The organism is Leptospira meyeri (genome assembly GCF_004368965.1).
GTDB classification, from domain to species: Bacteria; Spirochaetota; Leptospiria; order Leptospirales; family Leptospiraceae; genus Leptospira_A; species Leptospira_A meyeri.
The window spans coordinates 260,442-286,476 of record NZ_SORO01000002.1 but is presented as its reverse complement, the minus strand read 5'-3'; the positions used below and the strand labels follow the sequence as shown (position 1 = coordinate 286,476).

The window sequence follows — 26,035 nt, the reverse complement described above, 5'->3', positions numbered from 1 at the left end:
ACCGTAGGAATATGGAGAAAGAAGGAAAAAAAATTCTCATCATAGAAGATTCGGAATTACAGCGAAAACTTCTCAATCGATGGATCTCTAACCATGGTTATGTTCCTATTGAAGCGGTTTCTCTTTCTGATGCGAGAACAATCATAAGTCAGGATCAGATTGATGTCGTTCTTTTGGATTGGGAATTGCCAGATGGTTCCGGCATTGAGTTGATTTCTGAGATTTTCTCCTCTTCTCCAGTGGGTTGGCTTCCTATCATTATGGTCACAGGTCATACAGAACCTGAAAATCTAAAACTTGCAATTGAAGCAGGTGCTACCGATTATATTACGAAACCTGCTAAAGAAATTGAACTTTTGGCTAGAATCTTTAGCGCTCTTCGGATGAAATCTTTGCATGATCAACTAAGAGAAACCGCAATCCGTGATGTAATGACCGGTTTATATAATCGGCGTTATATGGAAGAGAGGATTGAGCAAGAGTTCCAAAGATGCAAAAGGCATAAACATACCTTATCATTGGCTATGATTGATATTGATTTTTTTAAAAAAGTAAATGATACTTATGGCCATGAAACAGGTGACATTGTTTTAAAGAGAATTGCTTCAGAATTGAAGTCTTGTTTGCGAAAATCAGATATTATTTCTAGATTTGGTGGGGAAGAGTTTGTCATCGTTTTTCCAGAAACAGGTGTACCGGATGCAACACGTGTTTTAGATAAGATAAGGGAAAAGGTTTCAAACATTGAATTGGAATCAGAGGGAAATCAAAAATTTAAAGTTTCTTTCAGTGGCGGAGTTGCTGGTGGAGATATCTCTGAAGTTGAAAATCCAATCGAACTTCTTCGAACGGCTGACAAACTATTATATGAAGCAAAGTCCTCAGGTCGAAATCGAATCATCAATTAATTTATCAAATTGAATATCAATCACTCTTTTTACCAACTAACACCTGATTCCATACTAAATGCTTTAGAATCATTGGGATATGAAACTACAGGTAGATTTTATCCCTTGAACAGTGTTGAAAATCGAGTTTATGATATTGAAACATCGAATGCGGGAAGAATCGTAGTAAAGTTTTATCGACCAGGTAAATGGAGTTATGACCAAATTTTAGAAGAACACCGGTTTCTCTTGGAACTTTCCTTGGAAGAAATTCCGGTGTTAACTCCAATCACTTTAAAAGGTAAAACTTTATTTGAATGGTCAGGAATTTATTTTGCCATTTGGCCTTTGCGGAATGGTCGGATTGTGGAAGAAATTGCCGGAGGTGATTTAGAAAGAGTAGGTGCGCTCCTCGGTCGAGTCCATGCGGTTGGGAAAAAACTCGGTTCGGTGCATAGACCAACCCTTGATATCCCTTCTTATGGTTTAAATTCTTTAAACTTTATTTTAGGTAAAGGATTAATTCCAAACAAAACTTTGGCAGAGCGATACCAAGTAACTGCTCTTAGGTCTTTCGAAATTTTTGAATCTTTAGTGAAAGAATATCAAATTCCTTTTCAAAGAATTCATGGAGATTGCCATAAAGGGAATTTGCTCGTTTCATCTGACGGTTATAGTCTTTTGGATTTTGATGATTTTTTGATGGGACCAATTATACAAGATTTTTGGATGTTGCTTCCATTGGGTGAATCAGATCGAAAGAATGATGTATTTGGTTTTTTACAAGGTTATACGATGTTTGCAGAGTTTGATGAAAACTGGTTACAATTGGTGGAACCACTTCGAATCATTAGATACATACATTATGCTGCATGGATTGCGAAACGCTGGGAAGATCCTTCATTTCCATCTTTATTCCCTCATTTTGGTACAGAAGAATATTGGTTAAAAGAAACTTTGGATTTGGAGTCTGCTAAAAAGGATTTGGAAGAGCAGTCGATTGAGGTTTCAAATCAAGGTAATATTGAGCCTGAGATGACAAACAAAGATTTTTTTTGGGATTGGGAAAATTAGAAGGGCGCATCAACCAGATGTGATAATGCAACTGCGAAAGCATGAGATACATTTAAAGAATCAATTTGATTTTTCATTGGAATGTAAACCAATTTGTCCGAGAGATTGAGAATGTTTGATTCGATTCCTTCTGCTTCATTACCAAGTACCAATACAAATTTTGTTTGTTTACCTGTTTCATAGATTGATTGAATTTTTGATGATAAGATTTTCCCTTCTCGAGGAAGGCTAAGAGATAATATTGTATGTCCAGTTTCTTTGAGAGTGTTGATTGTTTCAGTTGAATTATAAGTGCGAACTAGTTGAATCTGGAAAAGAGATCCCATGGACACTCTGACACTTCTTCGTAGATATGGTGAGGCAGACTTATTGTCAAAAAGAATGGTTTTGATACCAAAGGCTGCTGCAGAACGGATAATAGAGCCAATGTTTTCACTATCGACGATTGAGTTCACGAATAAAATCGGTGCAGTTGCTTTAGACAATTCACTCCATTTTTGATAACCAACAGCCATAAATCCTTGGTGTACAGAAAATCCAATCGTCTCTTCAAACACTTGTTTATCGGCAATAAAACAACGGTTAACGTCTGGTATTCTTGATAGGATTAATTCTTTGTGTTTTTCCCAGTATTTGGGCATACAGAATACGGATTCCACTGAAAGAGAAGAATTTAAGAGGCGAACGGCAGTTTTTTCATGGTCGGCAATGAATTTATCCGAAGTTTCTTCTTTTGCTTTGAGGAGTTGGTAATCGGCAAGCCTGGGGTCCTGAGGGGAGTGGATGTATTGCATTATGTCTCATTGGCCCGGGAAAGCCCCCACCCTGAATAGGGTGGTGGAGGCGGGCTTGTGGGTTTGTCTTAAAACCTCTAACACAAATTCTTCTTTCCTTCAATCAAAGATTATTTTTCCAAAAGTTTTCTTTCAAAAAGTTCATATTACTTCAGATGATACTTGGATTGGACAAATCCATTGGGAAAAGTTAAAGTTTTTATGTGCTCTAGTTTTTGGTCTTGGGCTAAATCACCGAAAAGAGGAAGACCTGAGCCAAGTAAAACCGGGATCCGTGTGATTGTGATCTCATCTAGCGCTCGTTCTTTGATAAAATGCTGAATCAACTTCCCTCCATCAACATAAGCTGATCTGATCTGCTTTTTCACTAAAGTTGTCGTTAAGTTTTTTATCGTTCCATTAAATATATAAATTGGATATTGAGACTCAAATTTGTAATCGGGATTGTGAGTGAAAACGTAAACAGGGGTGGAAACAAATGGATATGGTTCAAAGCCAAGAACAGACTCAAATGTCACCCTACCCATAACAATACAATCAATCGCTCTTATGAAGGCTGAATATCCAAAGTCATCCTGATCTAACTTAAATTCATCTGAAGTGAGCCAATCGAGAGCCCCATTTTTTCTTGCGATATAACCGTCTAAACTGCTTGCAATAAATGCTTTATACTGTATCATATTTTGTACTATTCTACGGCGTAGACTTTTTTCTACATTGTAGAATAGACTGGATAAAAATGAAACAAAAAATAATTCAAACCGCGCTGAAAATATGTGAAAAAGATGGATACGAATCCTTTAGTATGCGGAAATTAGCAGCAAATTTAGGTTTAGACCCGATGGCTGTTTACCATTATTTCGAAAATAAAGATGCATTAACTCTTGCAATGGTCGAACAAATCTTCAATCGGTTCCATGGTCAGGTTATTGTCGTTGAAAAACATTCGAAAACATATCTAAAAAGAATTTTAGTTGAATATTGGAAATTATTTCTCGAATACCCAGGAATGTCTCTATACCTAATTAAAAATTCCTATAATGGGTTTCCTTCTGTTGTGAGATTTAATCAAACCTTAGAATATTTAATTGTGAAGGTTTATCCAAAAGCAAATATCCGAAAAACCTTAAACATCTTAATTGATTTTATTCATGGCAATGCGCTTGCGTTTTCTTTTCTTCACCTTAAAAAACAAAAAGTAAAAAAAAATCCAAATAATCAAAAGGAATTTGAATCTTTATTGTCGTATCTTTTGGATTCTTTTTGACCACCTAATGGTAGTTTTCTGGCTGTGTGGCTTTTAAAGTTAGTAAAAATCACCAATCATGCCTCATTTGTAGTTGATAAAATTACGAACCTTAAAAATATTTATTTGAAAACCCGGGTTTCTCCTAACTTCAATGAACATAGACCCTCGCACAGTTGTATTTATAAACATCGTTGGATGTTTGCTAATGTCTGGGGGACTTTGGTTTGCCGCAAGAGGCTATTTCCAAAGGCTTCGTTTTGTTAAAGATTGGTCAATTGCCACATTGCTACAGGCGTTGGGGTGGGTAGTGATGGGTGCTCTCCGAGGTGTTATCCCGGACTGGATTTCTATCAGTGCAGGAAACTCTCTAATTCTTTTATCACTTGTTTATTCTAATAACATCATACTTTCAATGTTTGATCGAAAGACAATGTGGAAATCCGGACTTTTTTCCGTTGTCTTAGTATTTGTTTTGTTGGTATTTCATCAATTCTCTGATTTTGCACCAAAATATCGTATTTCCTTAATATCTTTTGCAGCTTCTATCCAACTCATATTGTCCTCCAAAACCATATTAGCTGCAAATAGAAAAGCGAGACTTTCTAGTCATTTTGCAGCTTTTTTCTATTTAGCTTGTGGTATATTTTTATTTTTTCGTTTTATATATTATACTTTCGCCGATGTTTCTGTTTCTCAAATAGCATTTGGTAAAGGGCCCATTCAAGATTTCACCTATTTGTTTTTTTATGTAACTTCTGTCATGATGACATTTGGTTTTTTGATGATGTGTATTGATATATTCATTAAAGGCCAAGAAGAAAGTGAACAGAAATATCGTTTGCTTGCAGAAAATACTTCTGATGTAATTTGGGTATTGAATTATGATGATCAAAAGTATATTTATGTTAGTCCTTCGATAGTTAACATTACAGGTTTTACATCGGGAGAGGCAGCTCTTCATTCAGTGCAGGAGTCCTTTACACCAACTTCATTTAAATATATAATGGATGTGTTGCCAAATAGAATCCAAGAATTTAGGAAAACAGGAGAGAGAAAACCATTCAGCGATGAAGTGGAACAATACTGTAAAGATGGCTCAACGATATGGATCGAAGCAAATACAGTGTTTCAATGGAATCCAAATGGTTCGATTAGTATATTAGGTGTTTCGAGAAACATTGATAAAAGAAAAAAAGCAGAAATAGAAAAAGACAAATTTTTTTCCCAATTACAATTATTGAATCATACTAAGGATAAATTTTTTTCAATCATTGCGCATGATTTAAAAGGCCCGATTGGGGGTATGAATACCTTTGCTGGTATGATTTTAGAAGATTTGGATACAAGACCCTTAAAACGCACGAAAAACGATTTGAGTATTCTTTTCCAATCTTCCGGTGAAATTTATAATCTTTTAGAAAACTTACTCACTTGGGCAAGATCACAAACTGGAGAAGTTTCTTTTTTTCCTGAGCATATCTCTTTATATCGCTCGATAGAATCGGCAATAGCTTCTGTATCTTTTTCTATTCAAAACAAATCTATAATAGCAAAGAACTCAGTTGATCCTAAGACAACAGCTTATGCAGACGAAAAAATGATAGAAACAATACTTAGAAATCTGATCTCCAATGCGGTCAAGTATTCTCAGCCAGGTGGTGAAATTAGGATTTCGGCAGAATCGATAGATAATGATATTCAAATTTGTATAACTGATTTTGGTATTGGTATCAATGAAGAAATTCGTAAAAAGTTATTTCGTATTGATGCCAAACAAACAAGTATGCCCGGTACAATTGGAGAAAGAGGGACTGCTCTAGGTTTGATTTTGTGTAAAGAATTTATTGAAAAGCACGGTGGCAGTATTCGCGTGGAAAGTGAATTAGGTAAGGGTTCTCAATTTTATATCACCTTACCTAGAGAGTCAAGTGTTCCTATTCGGGTACAACTTTAGTTCCATCGACCACTGTATCGCCTGGGTAAAGTATTACTGATTCGCCAACAGTAAGGCCACTTCTGATCATACTGGTTCCTTCACTTTGATGCTCTACCTCAACAAATCGAAGTTTGGCTCTCTTTTTTTCGACTATAAACACTGCCCATTTCTCATCTTCACGAAACAATGCGGAAGTAGGTATGACTATTGCGTCTGGTTTCTCAAATAGGATGATTTTACATTCCAGTTCATAGCCATCACCTATCCCGTGTGGTGGGTTGAATTCAATCGATATAGGAACCCTTTGTTCTTCTACGCCTAATGATGAAATTTTAGTTATAGCAGAAGGCTCTATGATGGATACTCGCCCTTCTAATGTTTGATCTCCGAATCCAGTAAGTAAAACTTTGTCATTGAGATCTAAATCTGGCATATCCTCTGATAGTATAAACGCAGACACATCAATTTTGGTAATGTCTCCGTAATCTAAAATTCGCTCACCCATAGCGACTGGGCCAGCACTTTCACGGTATACTTTTAAAATTTGACCGTTGGCAGTTGCTTTTATTGTTTTGATGATGTCCCAGTCAACGGTGACTAAAGTCATACCCTTTGAAACTTTATCGCCAGCATGTAATTCTACTCTTCGCATAACACCATTTACTGGAGAGTAGGCAGTATATAGCTCTTTGATTTTTGTTTTGCCTTGAACTGACAGTATTTGTTTGTAAATACCTTGGGCTACGACTGATACTTCCACAGGCTTTGGGTCTTTTTTTAAAATTAAAAAAGAAATAACTATAAAAAATGAGACGCCAATGGCGATTTTGGCGTTTTTTGTTTTGATCAAATCAAATATTTTTTCTTTTGTCATATTATTCTCTTACCTTGAGTACACTTAATAAATCCATTGTTTTTAATTTTCGATATACGATCACAAAGCTAATTGCTGCGGTAAATAATGCTAGAAGGATTGAATAATAGTAGGTAGATGGGAAAATTACTACTGGAACTTTAAATCCTTCTGTTTCATTGCTGTTTAATATTAAATTTGCAACTTTATTTCCTAAAAAACAACCAATTGGGATTGCCACTAAAATTTGCCAAGTGAGTTCCCAAGCAATAATTTCAAAAACTTCCTTTAGGCTGAATCCTAGAATTCGCAAACTTCCTAATTCATAAATACGTTCTGAAAGAGTAATCATAGCAGTATTATATATTACCCCTATTGAAATGATAATTGTAAATATTAAAATAACAACAGATGTTGATTGGAGAGATCTTTGCATCACTTCCTTAAATGCAGTGAGGATTGCTGACTTTGAAAACAAACCAATCACTAGCGGATTGTCTTTAAACTCTTCAATTAAGTTTTTATCTTCTATAGGATCCGTTTTTAGTAATGCTAAATTGATCAAACTACCTTCGTCTAACATCCGATTGAGATTCTTTCGAGTGATAAACACACCTTGCCCTAAAATTTCATTTGCGAAAGCAGAAACAGTAACATGGATTTTCCTTTTTTCCCCATCCAATGTTTCAATAAGAACTGTTTCTCCTTTTTGGATTTCCAATTTGTTCGCAAGTTCAGTGTTCATCATAATTCCATAGACAGGGATACTGATGGGATGTAAGTCATGATTTAAAATTCTTCTTAAATCAGAATCATCAGAAATACCCGTTAGAACTGTATCTTTTGATTTCCTATTTTTAGTTATTTTGATCGGTATGGAACGTTGTCCTTCTGCTATAAATACTCCCTTTTTTTCTTTTAAATCAAACAATATAGAATCTTCTACTGGGATCCTAAAAACTAAAGTAAGTGTTTCTCTTTGGATTGTATTAAATTGCAAGTCGAGCAAAGTTCCAACTGTATCTTGTATAAAATTTCCAATGATCATAATCATGATAGAAGTGGATAAACCTAAAATAGTAAGGATAGTTCGAGTTGGTCTTTTGAAAAGATTTCTAAAAACCATTCTTTGGATCGTTCTTAGATTTGTGATCCAACTTTCCCAAAAAGAAATTGTATATGTCCCAGGAGGAGCAGGTCGCATGGCTTGTGCTGGATCTAATTTTATGATAGTTCGTAATGAAAAGATCGTACCAAGTCCTCCAATTAAAATTCCAAAACTAACACTGAATAAAGCGAGTAGGGGAGGGAAAATTGGAACTAATTGTGGGAATTTATAAAATCTTCCATAAAGACTCGTCATTGCATTTCCTAAATAGTAACCAATTATCACCCCAAATAGACTACTCAATGCTGTGATGAACGTGATTAACTTTAAATAATGAAAAACGATGTCTTGGGAAGTGTAACCAAGCGCTCGTAAGGTTGCTATTTGTTCTCTTTCTTTTGAAATAAGTCTATTTGAAATGATGTGTAATAAAAAAGCAGCAATAGCTAAAAAAATCCCAGGTAAAAATACAGCAGTTGTTCTAAGTTGTCTAAATTCGTCACTTAAAAAGGAATCAGAAGGTAGGAATTTTCTTTCTTTTGCACCTAATCCTCCGTATTCATCCAACAGAACATCAAGGTCTCGCATCGTACGTAACCTTTCTTCTCCTTCTGCAGCAAAATGGAAAATGACTTGGTTAAAAGCACCTTCGAAATTAAAGTTTGCTTCCATCGCTTCTCGTTTCATCCAAATGATTCCATAATGTTTGTCATCAGGCATTGGATTTCCAGGTCTAAAGACATACACAAATTCAGGAGACAATCCAACGCCTGTTACCTGAAGAAATACTCGTTTCCCTCCAATAATGGAAGAAAGAATCGAGCCAGGTTCTAATTGATTTGCATTGGCAAAATTTTCACTAATCACTACATCTTGGTTTTGTTTTGGTAAAAAACCTTTTTTTAAATATAATGTATTTGTATGTTCAGGTAAGGAAATTAACTGTGCAGCAGAAGGGTATGTTTCACCTGGAAAATCCAAAACTATTTCTTTTGAGATCCTTGTTTCAAAGTCAGAGATCCCGGGGAGTGCGCGAATTTTAGATTCTAGATAAGAAGGTGCTCTATTTAAATAAACAAACCCTTCGCAAAGGTTTTGTTTGCTGTAAAAGTTTAGTTTAGCATCTAACAATGAAAAGTAAGCAGCCCAAGAAGCGGAAAAATATGTGATCCCAGCTGCAATCACCAACCCTACAGTTAGTCCTTGCATGCTCATCGCCTTTAAATCTCTTAAGAGTTTTAGATTTAATGTTCTGCCAATCACCAACTAACCTCGGATACGGGTTTTTTATGACGATTGACCGAGTCAGAAACAATCGTTCCATCTTTCACTAAAATAATCCTATCTGCAATTTGGGCAATGGACTCATTGTGTGTGATCACAACGGTAGTTGTTCCTAGTTCTTGGTTGATACCAGTGATAGCTTCTAAAACAATCCTTCCTGTCTTAAAATCGAGAGCACCTGTTGGTTCATCACATAACAAAAGCTCTGGTCTTTTTGCAATTGCTCGCGCAATCGCTACTCGTTGCTGCTCTCCACCAGAAAGTTGAGCCGGGAAGTGGTTTTTTCTATCTGCAAGTTTTACAAGTGTTAATGCTTCTAGGGGAGTCATTGAATGGTTTGATAGATCTGTCACCAAACGGACGTTTTCTTCCGCTGTAAGGCTTGGAATTAAATTATAAAATTGGAAAACAAATCCAACATAATTTCTTCGATATTGTGTGAGTCCCTCATCATTTTCGAGAGCCAATGTTTTCCCATGAAAAAAAACTTCACCTGTCGTTGCAGTATCTAGTCCCCCCAAAATATTGAGTAATGTTGATTTACCTGAACCAGAAGCACCTAACATAACAGTAAGTTCCCCTTCGTTGAATTTCAGATTAACTGAATGAAGTGCGACAAGTGGTACCTCACCTACTTGGTAGGTTTTCCCAAGGTTTTTTGTTTCGAGAAGGGTGTTCGATTTCTTCATTAAATACCACGAGTGCAAAAAGAACTCTTAATTTTACAAATCTAGTAATTTACTTAGATTCTGTGAACAGAAAAATTTATGGGTTTTTGGCGTGAGTGGTTGATGTTTCTCAATCTTTTGGAAGGATAGAAACTAATTTTGATTTGGAAGAAAACCCCGACAGAATTGAAATATTTTTTTTTGGGACATGAAAGTGTTTTGAAAGTACCTCAATTAATTCTTCGTTTGCCTTTCCATCTACTGGCGGTGACTTCAAACGCACAATACAATCTGTTTCGGATAAAAATTCTAACCCTGGTTGTTTGTTATTTGGTTTTACCTTTACTGTCAGTTTCATAAATGTTTAGTATAGAGTTTCTTGGTACTGAACCAGTTTAGTTCAATAGATCATAATCAATTTGAAAAGTAAATAACATAGATGAAACATTCTGAATCATTTTTCGATTTTATATTCACATCCTTAGTCTGTGCTTAGATTTCCTGGAAATAAATTTTGGTTTGTAAAAAAATATGAAACATGAAAGAGATCTTTTTGTTTTTGCGGGCGCCTCGACTTTGTTTGGTGATGTATATTTTATCGAGGAACGATCCCGCTCTACGCTCCAATCTTTCCCTTTGGGAAAGGATTTTCGCTTCGATCGGTGGCGCAGGATAAATAACAAGCAAGTTGCTTATCTTGTAGACAAAATAACCCTTTTTAGCACGACTCGTTTGTTTTTTAAAATGATTGTTAGGTGAGATTGCTTAGAATTCGACTTGCCGATCGATAAAAAATAGTCATTATCTCATAGGATCAGGTCCATTTCAGTCTTTCAAAAAAATGGAATAGAATTCGAGGGTAGGGATGTCGGTTCAAAAAAGTCTATTGGATATTTTATGGGTACTTGTCTGTTCAGGCCTTGTGTTAATGATGCAAGGAGGGTTTTTAGTATTGGAGTCTGGACTGACTCGGGCAAAAAACTCAATCAATGTTGCGATTAAAAACATAGCTGATTTCGGAGTTGCGACTCTTCTATTTTATCTTTTCGGATTTGGAATCATGTTTGGGTCATCCTTTTATGGATTGTTAGGTACCGATTTATTTTTACCTAACTTTCCTAAAGACAATGCTTGGCCTCCCACTTTCTTTTTGTTTCAGTTGATGTTTTGCGGAACTGCATCTACGATTGTTTCCGGTGCTGTTGCTGAACGTTTAAAGTTTCCATCCTATCTTCTCGCTACAGCTCTTATTTCCGGCATCATCTACCCAATTGTTGGGCACTGGGTTTGGGGTGGGACATTCACAGAAACATCCAAGGGTTGGTTGGAGCAATTAGGGTTTCATGACTTCGCTGGATCCACTCAAGTACATAGTGTTGGTGGTTGGGTTTCTTTGGCTCTCCTTCTCGTGGTGGGTCCAAGACTCGGAAGATTCAAAGACGGTGAACCTTCTAAGGCTGTGACAGGAAGTAATCTCCCTCTGGCAATGTTAGGTGGAATAATTCTTTGGTTTGGATGGATGGGATTTAATGGTGGGAGCACATTAGCCTTTAACGGATCTGTTCCAATCGTAATTTTAAATACCATTATTGCGTCAGGTTTTTCAATGATGGTGGCTTTGTTTCTGACTTGGTTTGTAAAGGGATATCCGGAGGCCATCTCTCCATTAAACGGATCTTTGGCGGGGCTTGTTTCCATTACTGCCAGTGCCGATTGTGTAGACCCGGCACAAGCTGCCTTGATTGGAATGATTGCCGGAGCACTTACGATTCCTGCTGAAAAATTACTAGAAAGATGGAAAATTGACGATGCAGTTGGTGCGGTTCCTGTCCATCTCGTTGGTGGGCTTTGGGGAACTTTGGCAGTTGGAATTTTTGGGGATTTGGATAGATTAGGTGTAATAATTGGACGTGGGGATTTTTTACTCATCCAAGTTTTGGGTGCATTAGTGATTGGTCTATTTGCGTTTTGTGTTTCCTATTTTATTTTCAAGGGCATCAATCGAATCTATCATCTAAGAGTAGATGAAACAGAAGAAAGGATGGGTTTGAATATTTCTGAACATAAGGCTACTACAGAACTCATAGATCTTTTTTTATCAATGGATTACCAACACAAAACGGGAGATTTAACTCTTGATGTGCCAGTAGAACCTTTTACTGAAGTAGGCCAAATCGCAGAAAGGTATAACTTAGTTCTAGGAAAGGTTCGTTCCACTCTGAAAGAAAACGAAGACTCTCGCGTTGAAATTGCAAATGCATATGAAAAGGTGCGCAATGAACAAGAAAGAGCCGAAAAACTACTGTTAAATGTTTTGCCAAAATCTATTGCAGAAGAGTTAAAAGAAAAACAAGGATTAATTGCAAATAGTTACCCAGAAGTTTCTGTTCTCTTTGCAGACATTGTAGGTTTTACACAAATTTCTTCAGGAATGAAACCTGAAGCAGTGGTTCGCATCTTAAATGAAATTTTTTCTTATTTTGATGTCCTCGCTGAAAAGTATCGTTTGGAAAAGATCAAAACCATAGGAGATGCTTATATGGCAGTTGCAGGGTTACCTGCACCTGATCAGTTTCATTCTTTACTAGCAGCTCATATGGCCTGGGATATGAAATCTCTTCTTTCCCGATTGAGGCTGGGGAAAAGTGGAACCAAACTCAGTATGCGAATTGGAATCAACACAGGTCCTGTAGTTGCTGGTGTGATTGGAACCAAAAAATTTATTTATGATATTTGGGGAGATGCTGTCAACCTTGCTTCCCGGATGGAGTCACATGGCCTACCAAATGAAATTCAAATTACTGAATCTACGGCTGATCTAATCCGATCTGATTTTGAATTAGAAGAAAGAGGGGAAATTGAAGTGAAGGGAAAAGGAAAAATCAAAACCTTCCTCGTCAAACAAAGGATACGTGAACCAGAAGTGAGTTTACCTTATTTCCAATTTGCCACATAGGGAAAACAAAGATTCGTAAGTCAGTCATTCCAACAAAACGGAATGGCTTTTAGAAAGACCAAAAGTTGATATCTAAGACCAAGTTGGCGGTATCCATAAACAGTCTTATAGGATTATTTATAGCAATTATTTACTTTTAATTGTCATATATGGCAAATTATGTAGTATTCGATTACTATCCAAATATGACCAAATAAGTATTGAAAAATAATTAACCTGTCATATTTTATTATTTAGTATGGGTTGGTCTGAAGAAAGTTTATACGTCATTCTGGAAAAAATAGGGTCTTCAATAAAAGGGAGACGTGTCCAAATGGACCTGTCACAGGAAGAACTTGCAGAAAAAAGTGGAGTTTCGCTTTCCTCCATAGCTCGCTTAGAAACAGGGAAAGGAAATATTTCCTTACTCAATTTACTTTCACTCTTAAAAGAATTAGAATTACTCAACGATTTGCAACTAACCTTTCGTGATCCCAACCTTTCGTTGTCGCTGATTGCGAAATCAAAAACAAAAAAACTGAAACAACGAGTAAGAAAACAAAAAGAAGTAGCACCTAACAAAAACGAGAAATGGGTCTGGGGAAACCAAAATGAGTGAACCAGTCACTTTGGCGAAGGTTTTTTTATGGGGAACGCTAGTTGGTTATATTTTTTGGAATGAAGAAGGGGGATTTGCTTCTTTTGAATATGAAAATGATTTTTTAAATGCTCCTGTAGAACCTTCGCCTCTCCTTATGCCCAAAAGCAGATCTTTATACTCATTTCGAAATTTAAATGTAGATACCTTTAAAGGTTTACCAGGTATGTTTGCCGATTCCCTTCCTGATAAATTTGGGAACGCATTAATTGATGTTTGGCTTTCTAAAATAGGAAGAGATTCAACATCATTTAATCCAGTAGAAAGATTGTGTTATATCGGTGAACGCGGAATGGGTGCTTTAGAATTTAAACCAGCAACATATAAATTAAAGACAAAAAATATTCCCATTGAAATTGCAGAGATGGTGGAGTTAGCATCTGAGATCTTAAGTAATCGTAAAAAATTCACTGCAAAGTTAGAATTAGAGAATCAAAAGAAATTAAATGAATCTTTGACAAGTTTAATGACGATTGGAACATCCGCAGGTGGTGCAAGGGCAAAATGTATTATTGCTTATAACGAAAAAACAGGCGATGTTCGTTCTGGGCAAGTAAAAACTACAGAAGATTATTCTTATTGGATTCTAAAACTAGATGGAATCCAAAATAATAAAGACAAAGAGCTGAATGATCCTAAAGGGTTTGGGGCAATCGAATATGCGTACTATCGAATGGCTTTAGATTGCGGAATACAGATGATGGATTCAAAACTTCTCGAAGAAAATGGCAGACACCATTTTATGACAAAACGTTTTGATCGCACCAATGGAGGTGAAAAATTGCATATGCAATCACTCTGCGCTATTGCTCATTACGATTTTAACATGGCAGGTGCTTATAGTTACGAACAAACTTTTGATGTGATTCGTAAAATCATTTCAGAAAACACTCGAAGTGCGTTAGAACAACAATTTCGAAGAACCGTCTTCAATGTCATATCCCGTAACCAAGATGATCATACGAAAAACATAGCATTTTTAATGGATAAAACAGGGAAATGGAATTTATCGCCTGCTTATGATATGACATACAGTTATAATCCCAATGGACAATGGACGAGCCGTCATCAAATGAGCATTAATGGAAAACGAGAAAAGTTTCAACTGGAAGATCTGATTGAGTTGGGTAAAAAAGCAGACTTAAAAAATATACAAATCAAATCCATTATAACTCAGACACAAGATATCGTTTCCTCCTGGAAAAAATATGCCAAACAATCCAATGTCCCGAATTCACTTATAATCCCAATCCAGAAAAACTTAAACCTATCTATCTAATTTAGTTTTCTCCCGAGCGGTAGAAAAATCGATTGTTGGAGTTGGAGTGCGGTTTGATCGACTTCCGAGAATGTATATTATGTCGCATAACAGGCGATAGGTGATTGTATGGATAGGCACATCGGTAACACATTAGATCACTCACATGGGTTACACTTTTGCTAGTCAATTCTATACAATATTCTCTGGTATTTCAACACTTTACTTGTATACAAATCCAAAATTCCAAGAATTGCATTCGAAAAGTAAAGACGACAATGCCTGTCAGAGATCTCTTCAAAGCCAACTACCTCTCCAATAAAAGGATTCCCAAAGAACACTCGATGGGGCCCGTACTGCGCAAAACCACTTTCGTGAACTTTATCTGTAACAATATGAGTTGGATAAGCTACTTCTAGAATTCTTTTTGGGAATGTCCTTTTAGAAGATTTATAGACTTTAGAAGGTGTAAGAAAACCTAAAGCTTCATGCGGTCTTACCTTGTTGAACTCATCACGGAATCTATCAAAGGCAAGCTGTTGAGCATCCAAACTAGACCTTGGAGGTAATGCAGTTTCTTCTTTGAGTGTTCTGTGCATTCTTTCGTGGCGACCATTTTGTGATGGTTTGCCTGGTTCTATACGTTCCGGTCGGATCCCAAATTTCAACCACCATATAGAAAGACTAGTTAAGCCGCCAATGGCCTTACTTGCAAAAGGTGATCCATTATCTGATTTGATTGCCTGCGGAAGTCCATACTCTTTAAAAACCCTTTCAAATACGGCTTTTGTTTGCTCTACATTCGTTTTGTTCAAGATTTCGCAGGCTATTAGATAACGACTATGCGCATCGGTTATGGTCAAAGGATCACAACGATGCCCGTTTCCTACAGTAAAATGGCCTTTAAAGTCGACACACCAAACATCATTAGGAGCAACAACATCAGAAAATGGAAAGAGAGATAGTGGAACTCTCGGTCGTTTCTTCTTTGGTTTGATAAGTCCTTTTTTCCTAAGAATATTACCAATTGTTGTTTCACTGGGAATGTGTTTTAGCCTGTGGAATCGTGCTTTTAATATGGGCCGAAGTTTCTTAGGTCCCCAAGATGGATGTTCTTCTCGTAAATCTATAATCAATCGAACAATTTTTTCTGGAGTTTCATTGGATTGGGTGATCCGTTTTCTGGATTTATCTTTGAGTCCATCGATTCCTTCTGACTCGTAGTTCTTTAGATATTTATATCCAGTTTTTCTTGAGATGTTGAAGTCTCTGCAAAGATCAGCAAAACACCATTTGCCACTTTTAACAGCTGCTATAAACTTAATTCTTTCTTCTATCACTTTGGTTTCCTTCCAAGGCATCGGATTGTCCTCCGATACTCATTGTCGGTGTTACCTATGTGAGTTGTCTCTTTTGTTACCTATCTGACCTTCCCATACCTTTTTTGAGTGTACTCGTATACCCTTTACAGTTTTGTCTCAATACATACTTTACAAAAAGTATGATACCAATGCCAAATGATCCTATTTTGTACCACAGGCTTTTTTCTTTAAGTCTTCACAAAGATAAGAGCCTACCAATCGTTCGGCGTCACATTGAAACTTTGCCGAAGCTTTTGTTTCTGTACTTCCGGTGACGGCAGAAGACCTTTCGGAACAATAGGAATAAGATTGGTAAACAAGAAGGGAACAAGCCAGATAATCTAAATCGGCTCGTTCGCAGGCTTCATAGGAAGGATTGGTTTTTGTACATTGAAAGAGCAAAAAAAGAAAGAAAAACGGGAGAATGAAGAAACGCACTGTCCAGTTTAGACAGATTTACTTTTCATTTTAGTCCTTGTTTTTTTTCTCTAGTTTGGCATTTGTTTCTACATAACGAATCTGTAGATTCTGTTTTAGTTCCAGTTTCAACTTTTCTAATCCGGGATCATCGGAGAACTGAATTCGATAAGCAGGTTTATTTTTGATTTGAAGTTCCAACTGGTAAGTACCAAAACCTTGAAGTAAATGTTTCCATTCTTCTGTTGTTAGTTCTGTTTCCGTACCGACGATGTAATCTCCTTTGCCTATGTCTTGCTGGATGATCATGGGACTCGTTGGTTTTTTCCTTTCAGGCAATTGGGTTTTCACCCCTTCTGCACAACTGACAAAAGGGATAAAAAGACCAATTAGAAGAACTTTATTGAAGTGTTGCAGAAACACCTGTCACCTGATTGAGATGTTTAACGGAATCGTTTGCATTGATAGATTTACCGTATTTTGTATTGGCAGAGAGAGAAGCAGTTGCAGTCCCTCCATCAATCAACTTCTGTATTACTTCTGCATGAGTTAATAAAGGATTGTAAGCTCGAATGAGAGCAGCAACACCTGCTACATTCGGAGTGGCCATCGAAGTTCCATTATAAAGACCGTAACTGTTGTTCGATCGAATCCAGGCACTCAAGTGAAAATCCCCAATCATAACTCCACCATTTTGAGTGGAAAAATCGGACACGTGACGATATCCAACAGTACAATTGGTATTCGCACTATTCATACAACTATTGAGAATAACTTCTTCAGATCCAATAAACGAAACATTTCCCAGACGGCAAAACTTCGTAGCATAGACTTGGCGATTGTAATCTGCCATGGTCATAAGAGATCCGCCTGTGAACGGACTCCCGGTCGCATTTTTTGAATATGCTTCCGTATAGTCATAACAAGAGTTAGTGTATCCCTCTCCGTCCGAAACAATAGTATGGAAGACTGATACTTTTGTTGAGTTAGCCGGGATCGTAAACGTTTTATAAACTTTTCGATCTAAACCAAATGCAACGGAAGTTGGTGTTGGATAAGGTGGTGTGAAGTTCCATGCAATCACGGAACAATCATTCGGGAGTGCCAGACCTTTTAAAGTTCCAGTACCAACCGTACAACTTTGATATGCCCAAGTAACTGCTCCACCTGAACCTTCTGTGGTCCAACCAGTGTAATTAGAAGCTCCTTCATCAAAGGTGGTTTCACTTCCAAAGATACTATGGATGTTGGTTCCAGGTGCGCCAAAATCTACAGTTCGATTTGCCGCAGTCGTTGTTGTGTCATAATTTGAGAAGTTTGCTCTCGCATAATTTTGATCCAATGCGGCGATACAGATTTGGTTGGTGTTATTGTTTTTACAAGGATAAGAGTTCCCAGTTTTCAAATCTGTGTTCTCATTACCTGCTGCCACCACAACAAGAACATCATTGGATTTTGCGTATTCAACTGCATCATAGATCAATTGGCTATAAGAAGCTCCACCTAAACTCATGTTAATGACTTTGGCACCGTTTCTTACTGCAAAATAAATCCCATCGGCAACGGAGGCATTACTTCCACCACCGACACCTAAGACTCGGACTGACATCAGTTTTGCTGTTTGGCAAACTCCAGAAATTCCTTTGTTATTATTTCCAACTGCTCCAATGGTTCCTGCAACGTGACTACCATGACCTTCTTCATCGATAGGGTCATTATCAGCTACAATACCATTGCCAGCAAAGTCCCAACCATGATTTGGGCATCCACCACCAATGGCAGTACCATTTTTATCTACGCAACCCGCAGACCCATCCCACATATTTCCTGACAAGTCTTCGTGGTTATAATTGATTCCAGTATCTAATACAGCTACTATGATGGAACTGCAACTAGTCGTTACATCCCAAGCACCTAACACATTCATATCATTCCCGGAGGTCCCTGGGTTATTGATTGTATAAGATGGTGAGGAAATCGTCTGTGCATTATTTTTCAGACCCCAAAGTTTACCGAAATCTGTATCATTTGGAGCAGTTGCTTGCGCATAATAATAATACTTTGGTTCTGCGTATTCTACAGCAGGATCTCTTTTAGCACGAGACACTGCCTCTTCAATTGTTTCGGTATTCGCAATCTTTACGGTCGTAAAATGTGCTCTTTTACTTACATTTTCCACATTAAAACCAAGAGATCTAGAACGAGAAAAAAGTTCATCGTTTGCAATGTGTGGTTTGAATTTGATGACAATTTCATCTGGTGCAAAGTCAGGTCGATTCGAGATCCCTGATTTTGTAGCCACATTGGATAAAGCACTTTGGAATCGAAACGGTTCAGATAAAATATTCCTTTGGATTGGATCCGAAACGAGAACGGTTGATCCAACAAGTGCTAGTAGACTTAAAATTTTGAGTTTTGAATTGCGACTGATCATAATTTTCATATCTTTTAATTTTCCTTAGATTAGGTTTGCGGCACGTTAATCGAAATTTGAGTCGAAGGTGCCCCGCCAGCGGTATTGTATTTTCCGAAAGCATAGACCTTGATGTACCAAGTTCCGTATGTGTTGACAGATATGGCTTTTGAAGTAGGTGTATTCCCACCTGTATTTGCTACAGTATCGCAGAAAATGGTAGTTCCGTTCACACCCGCTGGATCAAAACCAGTGGTTTTGCTATAACAAACCTTATATCCCCCATCTGTATCATTGGGAGCTTTTTCTTTTGCGGCAGTCCAGGATACTAAAACGGCAGCACTGGATTTTCCAGTCCCTTCTACAGTGATGTCAGCAGAAGAAGCAGTTCCATTGTTTCCATTTGTACTTGTCACTCGCACCACTGCCGTTTTTGCACCGGTCGTAGAAGGAAGAAAACTAACCGTAAAAGTTGTACTTTGACCCGGTGTTAAAGTCGCTGACCCAGCAGCACTCGTAGTAAATTGATCGGTATCTCCACTAAATTCATTCACTGCAAGGCCAGTAAGATTAGCAGTTCCATTATTGGTAATAGTCACTGTTTTTGAGCCGGAATTTATCCCAGGCCAAAAGGCTCCGAAGGTAGGGATGGTTCCACCAGAAGTAAAACTACTAGAGTTATGTGAAATCGCAATGTTAGGCTCTGGTTTTACAGTAGCAGTTCCATTGAGCGTAAAGATAAAATTCGTTGGTGTCCCAGCGACAGTGATTGTTGCTGATTTTGCACCAGAAGTGGTTGGAGAAAAAGTTACGTTAAATGTAAACGTACCGTCCTGCGCTAGGGAAGATCCATTTGCCGCTGTAACTGTAGAAACTGTAAATTGTCCATTGGAACTTTCCACCACAGGGTTCCCAAGTGTTGATGAAAGACTTCCTGAGTTACGAACAGTAAACTGTACCGCCGATCCGGAAGATTTTTCTTCTACACTTCCCATATTAAAACTTCCATTGCTTACAATCTCAGTTGCTCCTTGGGATACTGCCAATTGTGCTGCAGCAGGCCCACCAGTCCCAGTAAACGTCAATTGGAAAGCAGCGAGAGCCGGATCTGAAGTGGATAAACTAACAATCGCCGTCTTTAAACCTATTGAAGTTGGTTTGAATCGTAAAGTAAAAGTAACAGAAGCATTTGGAGCCAAAGTAGTTTGGTTTGGTTGGGTCAATTGGAAATGAGCACTATCTGCTCCACCTAACGTAACGATTGGTGAACCAGGTAAACTCAAAGATGCATTCCCTTTGTTTTGTATAGTTAGGGAGGCTAATTTCCCATTTGTTGTGTTGATTGGCTCTGATCCTAAGCTAATCGTTGCACCACTTTCACGAACTACACCTGAATATGTAATTTCTAACTTGGGTGCAGGAACATCAGTTCCGCCGCCGCCAAGACCTAACAAGGCAAAGGCAGCTCCGCCTCCACCACCCCCGCCACCAGGACAAGCGACTAATGTAGTTAAAGATAATAAGGGAATTAGAATGTTCTTTTTTAAATTCATAGTGACTCGGAAGGATTTCAATTTTCAACCACCCTAGTTTTTCCCTAAGGATTTAGCAATTGTACTATTTTCCTCAGCTTGCAGAAATTACGTTAAAAATGTTTTGTGAGCGTTTTTAGAACGTTAGTTCTGGTTTGGTTGAAAAAAAATTATGAATCTAGGCCCAAAGAGAAAGCGATCGTATCATTCGGTTTGTCGGTCAGTCATCTTCAGGTGGGCTTACGATACCATTTTTAGGGATTTCCTTACGATGACGAATGTCATTTTCGCACTCCAAATGCTTGTAAGACGAGAGAGAAGGGATTGTTTTGTCCGTAATTTCGCTATGATCTAAGTCGTATTCCCAGTATTTGGTGCGGTTTCCTTGCCAATCATACGGAACGGTTTTTTGAAATACAAACTCTTGCATTGTGGGTGATTTTGTTTGTTGGATCTCCAAATGCAAACTCCCATGAAAGAAATTCGGAATTGGGAAAAAATACAAACACCCAACAAGTAACATGTCTTCCTGATACTCTGATTGAGAAGGAAAAAATAGAAAAAAGGGTTGTTTCGATTTTGCTAGTGGGAGTGGATAAATTCTTAACCGTTGTTTTGTGGTAACTTGGTTACTTTCAAATGTTAGGCTGACTGGAATTTCTTCCACATTTCCAATGGATTGGTCTTTGCCTCGAACCAATCGCAAAACCAAATAACTTTCTTTGTCTTCCAAATTGGTAGGAGAGAACTGCTGCCCTCTTCTCTTTGTTTCTATAAAAGGACCCAATTTACAATTTGAATCCAAAAAAAACAGAAGAAGTAAAAAACTAAAAGAGAATAATAAATACGCCCAACTTGATTGCATTTTTTTTTGAATCATGTTAAAATCAACCATGGTATATTACTTAATTCTCACAACCATTCCTGTTGCCATCATTTCGGCCTTTTTTATCCATTGGTTTACATTGCAAGGGGAACCAAATCCACTCAAACGTCTAGAACATTCTCGTGGCATATATCTTGGATTTTCCTTTCAAATCCTGCTGTTTGCTTGGTTATTATTTCAATTAGGGCATGCACGATTTTCTTATCCGTTGTATGCCATTGGGTTTTCTTTTTTAGGAGATTGGTTTAACCTACAGTTCCCTATTGCCAAAAAACAAATGGAAGACCCGGTCCTTTGCGGAATTTTTAGTTTTGCCATTGCCCAAGTTTTCTTTTTATTATCTTTCTGGAAATTAACCACTTGGAATGAACTTTATACTGGCGTTTTGCCTTATGTTGTCACCATTGTTTTATTGATTTTACCAGCCCTAATTTTTTATTTCCGAGTGTACAATCCCAATCGTTCCAAATGGGTAATGGCCTCTGCCTTTGTTTACGGGCTTGTCTTGTGTTTTTTTGTTTCCTTATGTTTTAACGCCTATCTAACATTTGGTGGCGTATGGATGTATTTAGCAATTGGCGCTGGGTTTTTCCTTTTGTCTGATGCGGTGATGGGAGAAACAACAATCAATGGAACAAGACACCCAAAATGGGAATTCCAAGTGCCTTGGGTCACCTATTTAATTGCACAAAGTTTTTTGTTAGTGGGATTCTTTCTTGTCTCTCACACAAGACATATCTAAATCAAATCTTCGATAACATTTTTCGAATTTTATCAATCATTGTTTGGCGACAATTTCTTAGATTGTTCCCAAGCAATGATCATTCGCTTTCGACTCGGATTCCACCGATACCCACCAAATAAACCTGATGTTTGGATCACACGGTGGCAAGGGATTAGATAAGCAATGGGATTTTTCCCAATCGTCGTTCCCACTGCCCTTTGGGCAGCGGGTTGCCCTATGGATTCGGCAATGTCTCCATAAGTACAAAGGCTTCCCAAAGGTATTTTTAATAAAGATTTCCACACTTTAAATTGGAATTCTGTTCCGTATAAATAGAGTGGAACTGGCGATTCTGGAATTACAAATTTTTGAAAGTAGTCTTTTAGTTTTTGGTGATCTTTCGATCCGCCTTCTTTCCAAATTGCGTTTGGAAATTCCCTTCTGCTATCCTGGATCCCTTGGTCCAAAGAATCGATGAATTGAAGAGACTGTATCCCTCGTTCGGAAGACACCAAAAGGATCTCTCCGAAAGCGGAAGGAAATACTTCGTATTGCAAAACCATTCCCTCACCTCCTCTTTTGAATTCACCAGGAGTCATGGCTTCTAATTTTACAAATAAATCATGCAAACGTCCTGTACTGGATAGCCCCAGAGAATAAGTTGTATCTAAAATATTTGATTCCTTTAACAGTTGTTTGGCGTGAGACACCGTAACAAATTGCAAAAATTCTTTTGGTGATACACCAGCCCAAACCCGGAAAACCTTTTGAAAATGGAAAGGACTTAACGAAACCCTTTCAGCCAAAATATCCAAGTTGGGTTGTTCTTCAAAATGCTCCAAAACATATTCGATGGAGTTTTTTATGATTTCATAGTGTTTGTGATTAGAATCCACAAGGAAATCTTAAAGGATTCGCCAATGGTTGAAAACCCGATTCTTGCGATTTCTTAAAATAAAATACAAATTGTTTGATTTTTTCTTTAGGGATCTCTTCTATAAGAATAAAAGTGTCACCTCCTTTGGATCCATTTCCTGTATTAACCGCCTTACAATCCATTGTTGATTCGATTCAAAAAAATCCTGTTACCATTCTGGACGCCCCGCCTGGAACAGGAAAAACAACTGCTCTCCCGACGGAACTTCTAAAAGCCGGTCTTTCCTTGGAGAAAAAAATTTGTATCTTAGAACCAAGACGGATCGCTGCAAAGAATGCCGCCAAAAGGATTAGCCAAACTCTAAATGAATCATTGGGAGATACCATTGGGTATCGCGTTCGGTTTGATACAAAAATCGGAAAAAATACAAAGATTGAATTTGTAACCGATGGGATCTTAACCAAAATTTTACTGAATGATCCTGAACTCAAAGAATATGGACTGATTGTTTTTGACGAATTTCACGAAAGAAGAATGGATTCTGATTTATGTTTTGCGTTGGCTCGCAGAACCCAAGAAGTCTTTCGGAGCGATTTAAAAATACTGGTTATGTCTGCAACTCTCGAAGGTCAAAATTTTGAATCGATTGGGATCAAATCCAAACCGATCCATGTCAGTGCCAACCCTCATCCTTTAGAAATTTTCCACATGGGTGATTCTCAAAAAAAAACAAATGAAAGATTATTGGATTTAATCCCAAAAGCCGTAGAACAAACAGAAGGTGATATCCTCGTTTTTTTGTCTGGGAAAAAAGAAATTCAAAACTTAAGAAACCAATTAGAATCCCTTGCAGGAATCAAATCCAGCGCAGTGGTTTACGGGTTATTTGGAGACATGGATTTATCCGAACAAGAAAAAATCTTTTTACCTTCCCCGTCCGGAAAAAAGAAAATCATTCTTTCCACAAATATCGCGGAGTCTTCTGTCACCATCCCTGGTGTTCGGATAGTTTTTGATACAGGATACCACAAACATGTTATCTTTGATTCGGAATCAGGAATATCTCACTTAGTCAAAGATCGAATCAGTTTGAGCAGCGCCAAACAACGTGCTGGGCGGGCAGCAAGAGAAGGGAAAGGATTGGTGTACCGACTTTGGTCTAAAGATGAGGAAAATTCTTTTTTAGGTCGAACTAAACCTGAAATCCTGGAGGGAGATATTGATCGTTTGGTTTTAGAAGTAAAGTCTTGGGGAGAAGAAATCCATCAATTGCCTTTTTTAGATTCACCAAACAAAGGATCGGTGGCCCAAAGTACAAATCGATTGAAGCTCCTTGGTTGTTTGGATTCAAAAACAAATTTAACAAATTTAGGAAAAGAATGTCTGCGATACCCACTTCCCATTCGGTTGGGGAAAATTTTGGCAATCCTTCCAAAAGAGAAAGAAAATATCATTGCCGATATTATTTCGTTAGTTGGAAAAGAAAACACAGGGATCGATGCAAAAACGTTTCCAGTGGAGAATCATCCCTCTCAATTTCCTTTTGATTTGCGCATTATTTATGATCAAATTTTGCGTATTTACAGGGAAAAATCCGATTTTTCCAATGTTCTCTCGAAGAAAAATAGACTCTTTTATTTGGCATCTGGATTCCCGGATCGAATTGCCAAAGCCAAGGCCCTAGGTGGGAAAGATTTTAAACTTTCAAATGGGAAATTAGGAATTTTAAAAACTTCATCCATTCAAATTCCTGAATATATTTTAGTTTTAGACACATTTTCATTCGGCCAAGACCTATACATTACAAACTATTTGCCTTTGGACTTAAACCTAATTGAAGATCTCTTTTTAGATCAAATTGAAACAAAAATTGTTTCCGAAAAACGAACCAACCAAAGAGGCGAATCTTTTCTTTTGGTTAAAGAAGAAAGAAGACTAGGCGAATTAGTTTTAGATTCGAAAGAGTCCAAAGAATCAAACCAGACCATACTTCGTTTGGCTCTTGAAGAATACATCGCAAAGTCCAATTGGGAAGATGATTGGTTAAAAGAATCTGAGTTAAAACATTTTTATCATCGCATCAGGTTTTTAGTAAGTTTTGGAGTTTTAGATCACAATGTGGATCCAACGCATCTAAAACAAACGGCAAAAGAGTGGTTGTTCCCTTTTATCAATTTTGATTCTGGGAAATTGTCCTTAGACAAACTCCCTTTTTTGGAGGCATTTAAAGCCTATGTTGGTTATGATAAATTGAATTTGGTTGATTCTGAAGCACCAGTATCCATCCAAGTACCTTCCGGTTCTCGCATCCATTTGAATTATGATGGAATCGAACCCGAACTTCATGTCAAATTACAAGAGTTATTCGGCCTAAAATCATTACCGAAACTTGCCAATGGGAAAGTAAATATTTTGGTCCATCTACTTTCTCCCGCACGCCGACCTGTACAAATTACAAAAGATTTAGAAAGTTTCTGGAATCATGGATATCATGAAGTCAAAAAAGAATTAAAGGGTAGATACCCAAAACACCCTTGGCCTGAAAAACCTTGGGAAGCTGTCCCCACAAAACACTTAAATCACACCAAACGTTCGTAAGTGGATACCCACCCTTTTTTATTTACGAAAAATTTGGTTTGGCAATTGGGACAAAGGTAATCCCCTGCTAGTTTCCAACGAAGGAGAGATTGGCATTCCGGACAATGGACGGTTTTCTCTTCCGTTTGGGGAGTGAGTTCATTTGCTGGAGTTTCACTGATGATCTGGGATTCTAAAAAATGAATGCAGTCGGATTCTGTGGGATGGAGAGAGAGCAATGTCGAGTTTTCCTCTGAAACGGCAATCGATACGCCAAACCCCGCCACTTTGGACCCTGTTTCTTTACACCGACTTACAATCTTTCTTAAAAATTCCCAACCTACTTCTGTGACTTCGTCTACTTCCGAAAAATCAAGGCAAAAAAGAGAGGGGGAAAGAGATTCCTCCTTCAATTTTAAATAAAGTTCAGAGCCAATTTCCGCAGAAAATGTTCCCGCTAGGCGGAAAAGAAGTGATTTCAAACAGGTTTTTCCTCTTTTCTATTCTTCGGAAAAGATTCTGTATTTACAAGGAATTTTGTTCC

At 37.6% G+C, this 26,035-nt stretch carries 22 protein-coding genes and 1 pseudogene; 9 read left to right on the top strand and 14 right to left on the bottom strand.

Annotated elements, in window-relative coordinates:
* Positions 1-11: 11 nt before the first annotated feature.
* Positions 12-908 (top strand): diguanylate cyclase DgcR, encoded by an 897-nt coding sequence (dgcR, locus tag CLV96_RS15490; RefSeq protein ID WP_004788274.1) that lies wholly within the window; start codon positions 12-14, stop codon positions 906-908.
* 9 nt (positions 909-917) lie between these two features.
* A complete protein-coding gene (locus tag CLV96_RS15485) occupies positions 918-1,961 on the top strand; it encodes a serine/threonine protein kinase (RefSeq protein WP_004788097.1) in 1,044 nt (347 codons plus the stop codon).
* Here CLV96_RS15485 and CLV96_RS15480 read toward each other — a convergent pair.
* Positions 1,958-2,755 (bottom strand): TrmH family RNA methyltransferase, encoded by a 798-nt coding sequence (locus tag CLV96_RS15480; protein WP_004788205.1) that lies wholly within the window; start codon positions 2,753-2,755, stop codon positions 1,958-1,960. The genes CLV96_RS15485 and CLV96_RS15480 overlap by 4 nt on opposite strands.
* A 146-nt stretch (positions 2,756-2,901) precedes the next feature.
* A complete protein-coding gene (locus CLV96_RS15475) occupies positions 2,902-3,435 on the bottom strand; it encodes a dihydrofolate reductase family protein (protein ID WP_004787982.1) in 534 nt (177 codons plus the stop codon).
* Between the two features lie 59 nt (positions 3,436-3,494).
* Between CLV96_RS15475 and CLV96_RS15470 the strand changes: the two genes are divergently transcribed.
* Both CLV96_RS15470 and CLV96_RS15465 read left to right on the top strand, forming a co-directional pair.
* On the top strand, positions 3,495-4,022 hold the full coding sequence (locus CLV96_RS15470; protein ID WP_004787844.1) for a TetR/AcrR family transcriptional regulator: 528 nt from the start codon (positions 3,495-3,497) through the stop codon (positions 4,020-4,022).
* Positions 4,023-4,209: 187 nt separating this feature from the next.
* Positions 4,210-5,958, top strand: a complete 1,749-nt coding sequence (locus CLV96_RS15465) for a PAS domain-containing sensor histidine kinase (RefSeq protein WP_004788000.1) — start codon at positions 4,210-4,212, stop codon at positions 5,956-5,958.
* Here CLV96_RS15465 and CLV96_RS15460 read toward each other — a convergent pair.
* The 4 genes and pseudogenes from CLV96_RS15460 to CLV96_RS15445 form a co-directional block, all read right to left on the bottom strand.
* Complete coding sequence (locus CLV96_RS15460; protein ID WP_004788242.1) at positions 5,939-6,814, bottom strand: efflux RND transporter periplasmic adaptor subunit; 876 nt, start codon at positions 6,812-6,814, stop codon at positions 5,939-5,941. The genes CLV96_RS15465 and CLV96_RS15460 overlap by 20 nt on opposite strands.
* A 1-nt stretch (position 6,815) precedes the next feature.
* Positions 6,816-9,116: an ABC transporter permease gene (locus tag CLV96_RS15455; RefSeq protein ID WP_208325421.1), complete on the bottom strand. Its 2,301-nt coding sequence runs from the start codon at positions 9,114-9,116 to the stop codon at positions 6,816-6,818.
* A 236-nt stretch (positions 9,117-9,352) separates the two neighbouring features.
* A pseudogene (locus tag CLV96_RS15450) lies at positions 9,353-9,874 on the bottom strand (ABC transporter ATP-binding protein); the annotation flags it as partial.
* A 109-nt stretch (positions 9,875-9,983) separates the two neighbouring features.
* Positions 9,984-10,211, bottom strand: a complete 228-nt coding sequence (locus CLV96_RS15445) for a DUF167 domain-containing protein (protein WP_004788216.1) — start codon at positions 10,209-10,211, stop codon at positions 9,984-9,986.
* Positions 10,212-10,718: 507 nt separating this feature from the next.
* On the opposite strand from CLV96_RS15445, the gene amt reads away from it, so the two are divergent.
* From amt to CLV96_RS15425, 3 genes are all read left to right on the top strand, one after another.
* Positions 10,719-12,809 (top strand): ammonium transporter, encoded by a 2,091-nt coding sequence (gene amt / locus CLV96_RS15435; RefSeq protein WP_004787993.1) that lies wholly within the window; start codon positions 10,719-10,721, stop codon positions 12,807-12,809.
* A gap of 238 nt (positions 12,810-13,047) precedes the next feature.
* On the top strand, positions 13,048-13,407 hold the full coding sequence (locus tag CLV96_RS15430; RefSeq protein ID WP_269209440.1) for a helix-turn-helix domain-containing protein: 360 nt from the start codon (positions 13,048-13,050) through the stop codon (positions 13,405-13,407).
* A complete protein-coding gene (locus tag CLV96_RS15425) occupies positions 13,400-14,725 on the top strand; it encodes a type II toxin-antitoxin system HipA family toxin (protein WP_004787845.1) in 1,326 nt (441 codons plus the stop codon). Before CLV96_RS15430 ends, CLV96_RS15425 begins: the two co-directional genes overlap by 8 nt.
* A gap of 161 nt (positions 14,726-14,886) precedes the next feature.
* Here CLV96_RS15425 and CLV96_RS15420 read toward each other — a convergent pair whose 3' ends face one another.
* The 6 genes from CLV96_RS15420 to CLV96_RS15395 all read right to left on the bottom strand — a co-directional run bounded on the left by CLV96_RS15420 (position 14,887) and on the right by CLV96_RS15395 (position 21,307).
* On the bottom strand, positions 14,887-16,065 hold the full coding sequence (locus CLV96_RS15420; protein WP_134152037.1) for an integrase core domain-containing protein: 1,179 nt from the start codon (positions 16,063-16,065) through the stop codon (positions 14,887-14,889).
* 162 nt (positions 16,066-16,227) lie between these two features.
* Complete coding sequence (locus CLV96_RS15415; protein ID WP_004787948.1) at positions 16,228-16,503, bottom strand: hypothetical protein; 276 nt, start codon at positions 16,501-16,503, stop codon at positions 16,228-16,230.
* A 30-nt stretch (positions 16,504-16,533) separates the two neighbouring features.
* Positions 16,534-16,905 (bottom strand): hypothetical protein, encoded by a 372-nt coding sequence (locus tag CLV96_RS15410; protein WP_243836512.1) that lies wholly within the window; start codon positions 16,903-16,905, stop codon positions 16,534-16,536.
* On the bottom strand, positions 16,883-18,925 hold the full coding sequence (locus tag CLV96_RS15405; RefSeq protein ID WP_004788072.1) for a S8 family serine peptidase: 2,043 nt from the start codon (positions 18,923-18,925) through the stop codon (positions 16,883-16,885). Before CLV96_RS15405 ends, CLV96_RS15410 begins: the two co-directional genes overlap by 23 nt.
* Positions 18,926-18,945: 20 nt before the next feature.
* Entirely contained in the window at positions 18,946-20,448 is a 1,503-nt protein-coding gene (locus CLV96_RS15400; RefSeq protein WP_004787951.1) for a choice-of-anchor D domain-containing protein, read from the bottom strand.
* A 199-nt stretch (positions 20,449-20,647) separates the two neighbouring features.
* Entirely contained in the window at positions 20,648-21,307 is a 660-nt protein-coding gene (locus tag CLV96_RS15395) for a hypothetical protein (protein ID WP_004788045.1), read from the bottom strand.
* Here CLV96_RS15395 and CLV96_RS15390 point away from each other — a divergent pair.
* Positions 21,306-22,055, top strand: coding sequence for a lysoplasmalogenase family protein (locus CLV96_RS15390; RefSeq protein WP_004788058.1), 750 nt, complete (start codon positions 21,306-21,308; stop codon positions 22,053-22,055). The genes CLV96_RS15395 and CLV96_RS15390 overlap by 2 nt on opposite strands.
* 32 nt (positions 22,056-22,087) lie before the next feature.
* On the opposite strand, the gene CLV96_RS15385 is transcribed toward CLV96_RS15390, so the two are convergent.
* Complete coding sequence (locus tag CLV96_RS15385; RefSeq protein ID WP_208325414.1) at positions 22,088-22,933, bottom strand: methylated-DNA--[protein]-cysteine S-methyltransferase; 846 nt, start codon at positions 22,931-22,933, stop codon at positions 22,088-22,090.
* Positions 22,934-23,046: 113 nt separating this feature from the next.
* Between CLV96_RS15385 and hrpB the strand changes: the two genes are divergently transcribed.
* On the top strand, positions 23,047-25,512 hold the full coding sequence (gene hrpB / locus CLV96_RS15380; RefSeq protein ID WP_004787869.1) for an ATP-dependent helicase HrpB: 2,466 nt from the start codon (positions 23,047-23,049) through the stop codon (positions 25,510-25,512).
* Here the strand turns inward: hrpB and CLV96_RS15375 are convergent.
* Entirely contained in the window at positions 25,494-25,973 is a 480-nt protein-coding gene (locus CLV96_RS15375; RefSeq protein ID WP_004787960.1) for a hypothetical protein, read from the bottom strand. The genes hrpB and CLV96_RS15375 overlap by 19 nt on opposite strands.
* Between the last annotated feature and the right edge of the window lie 62 nt (positions 25,974-26,035).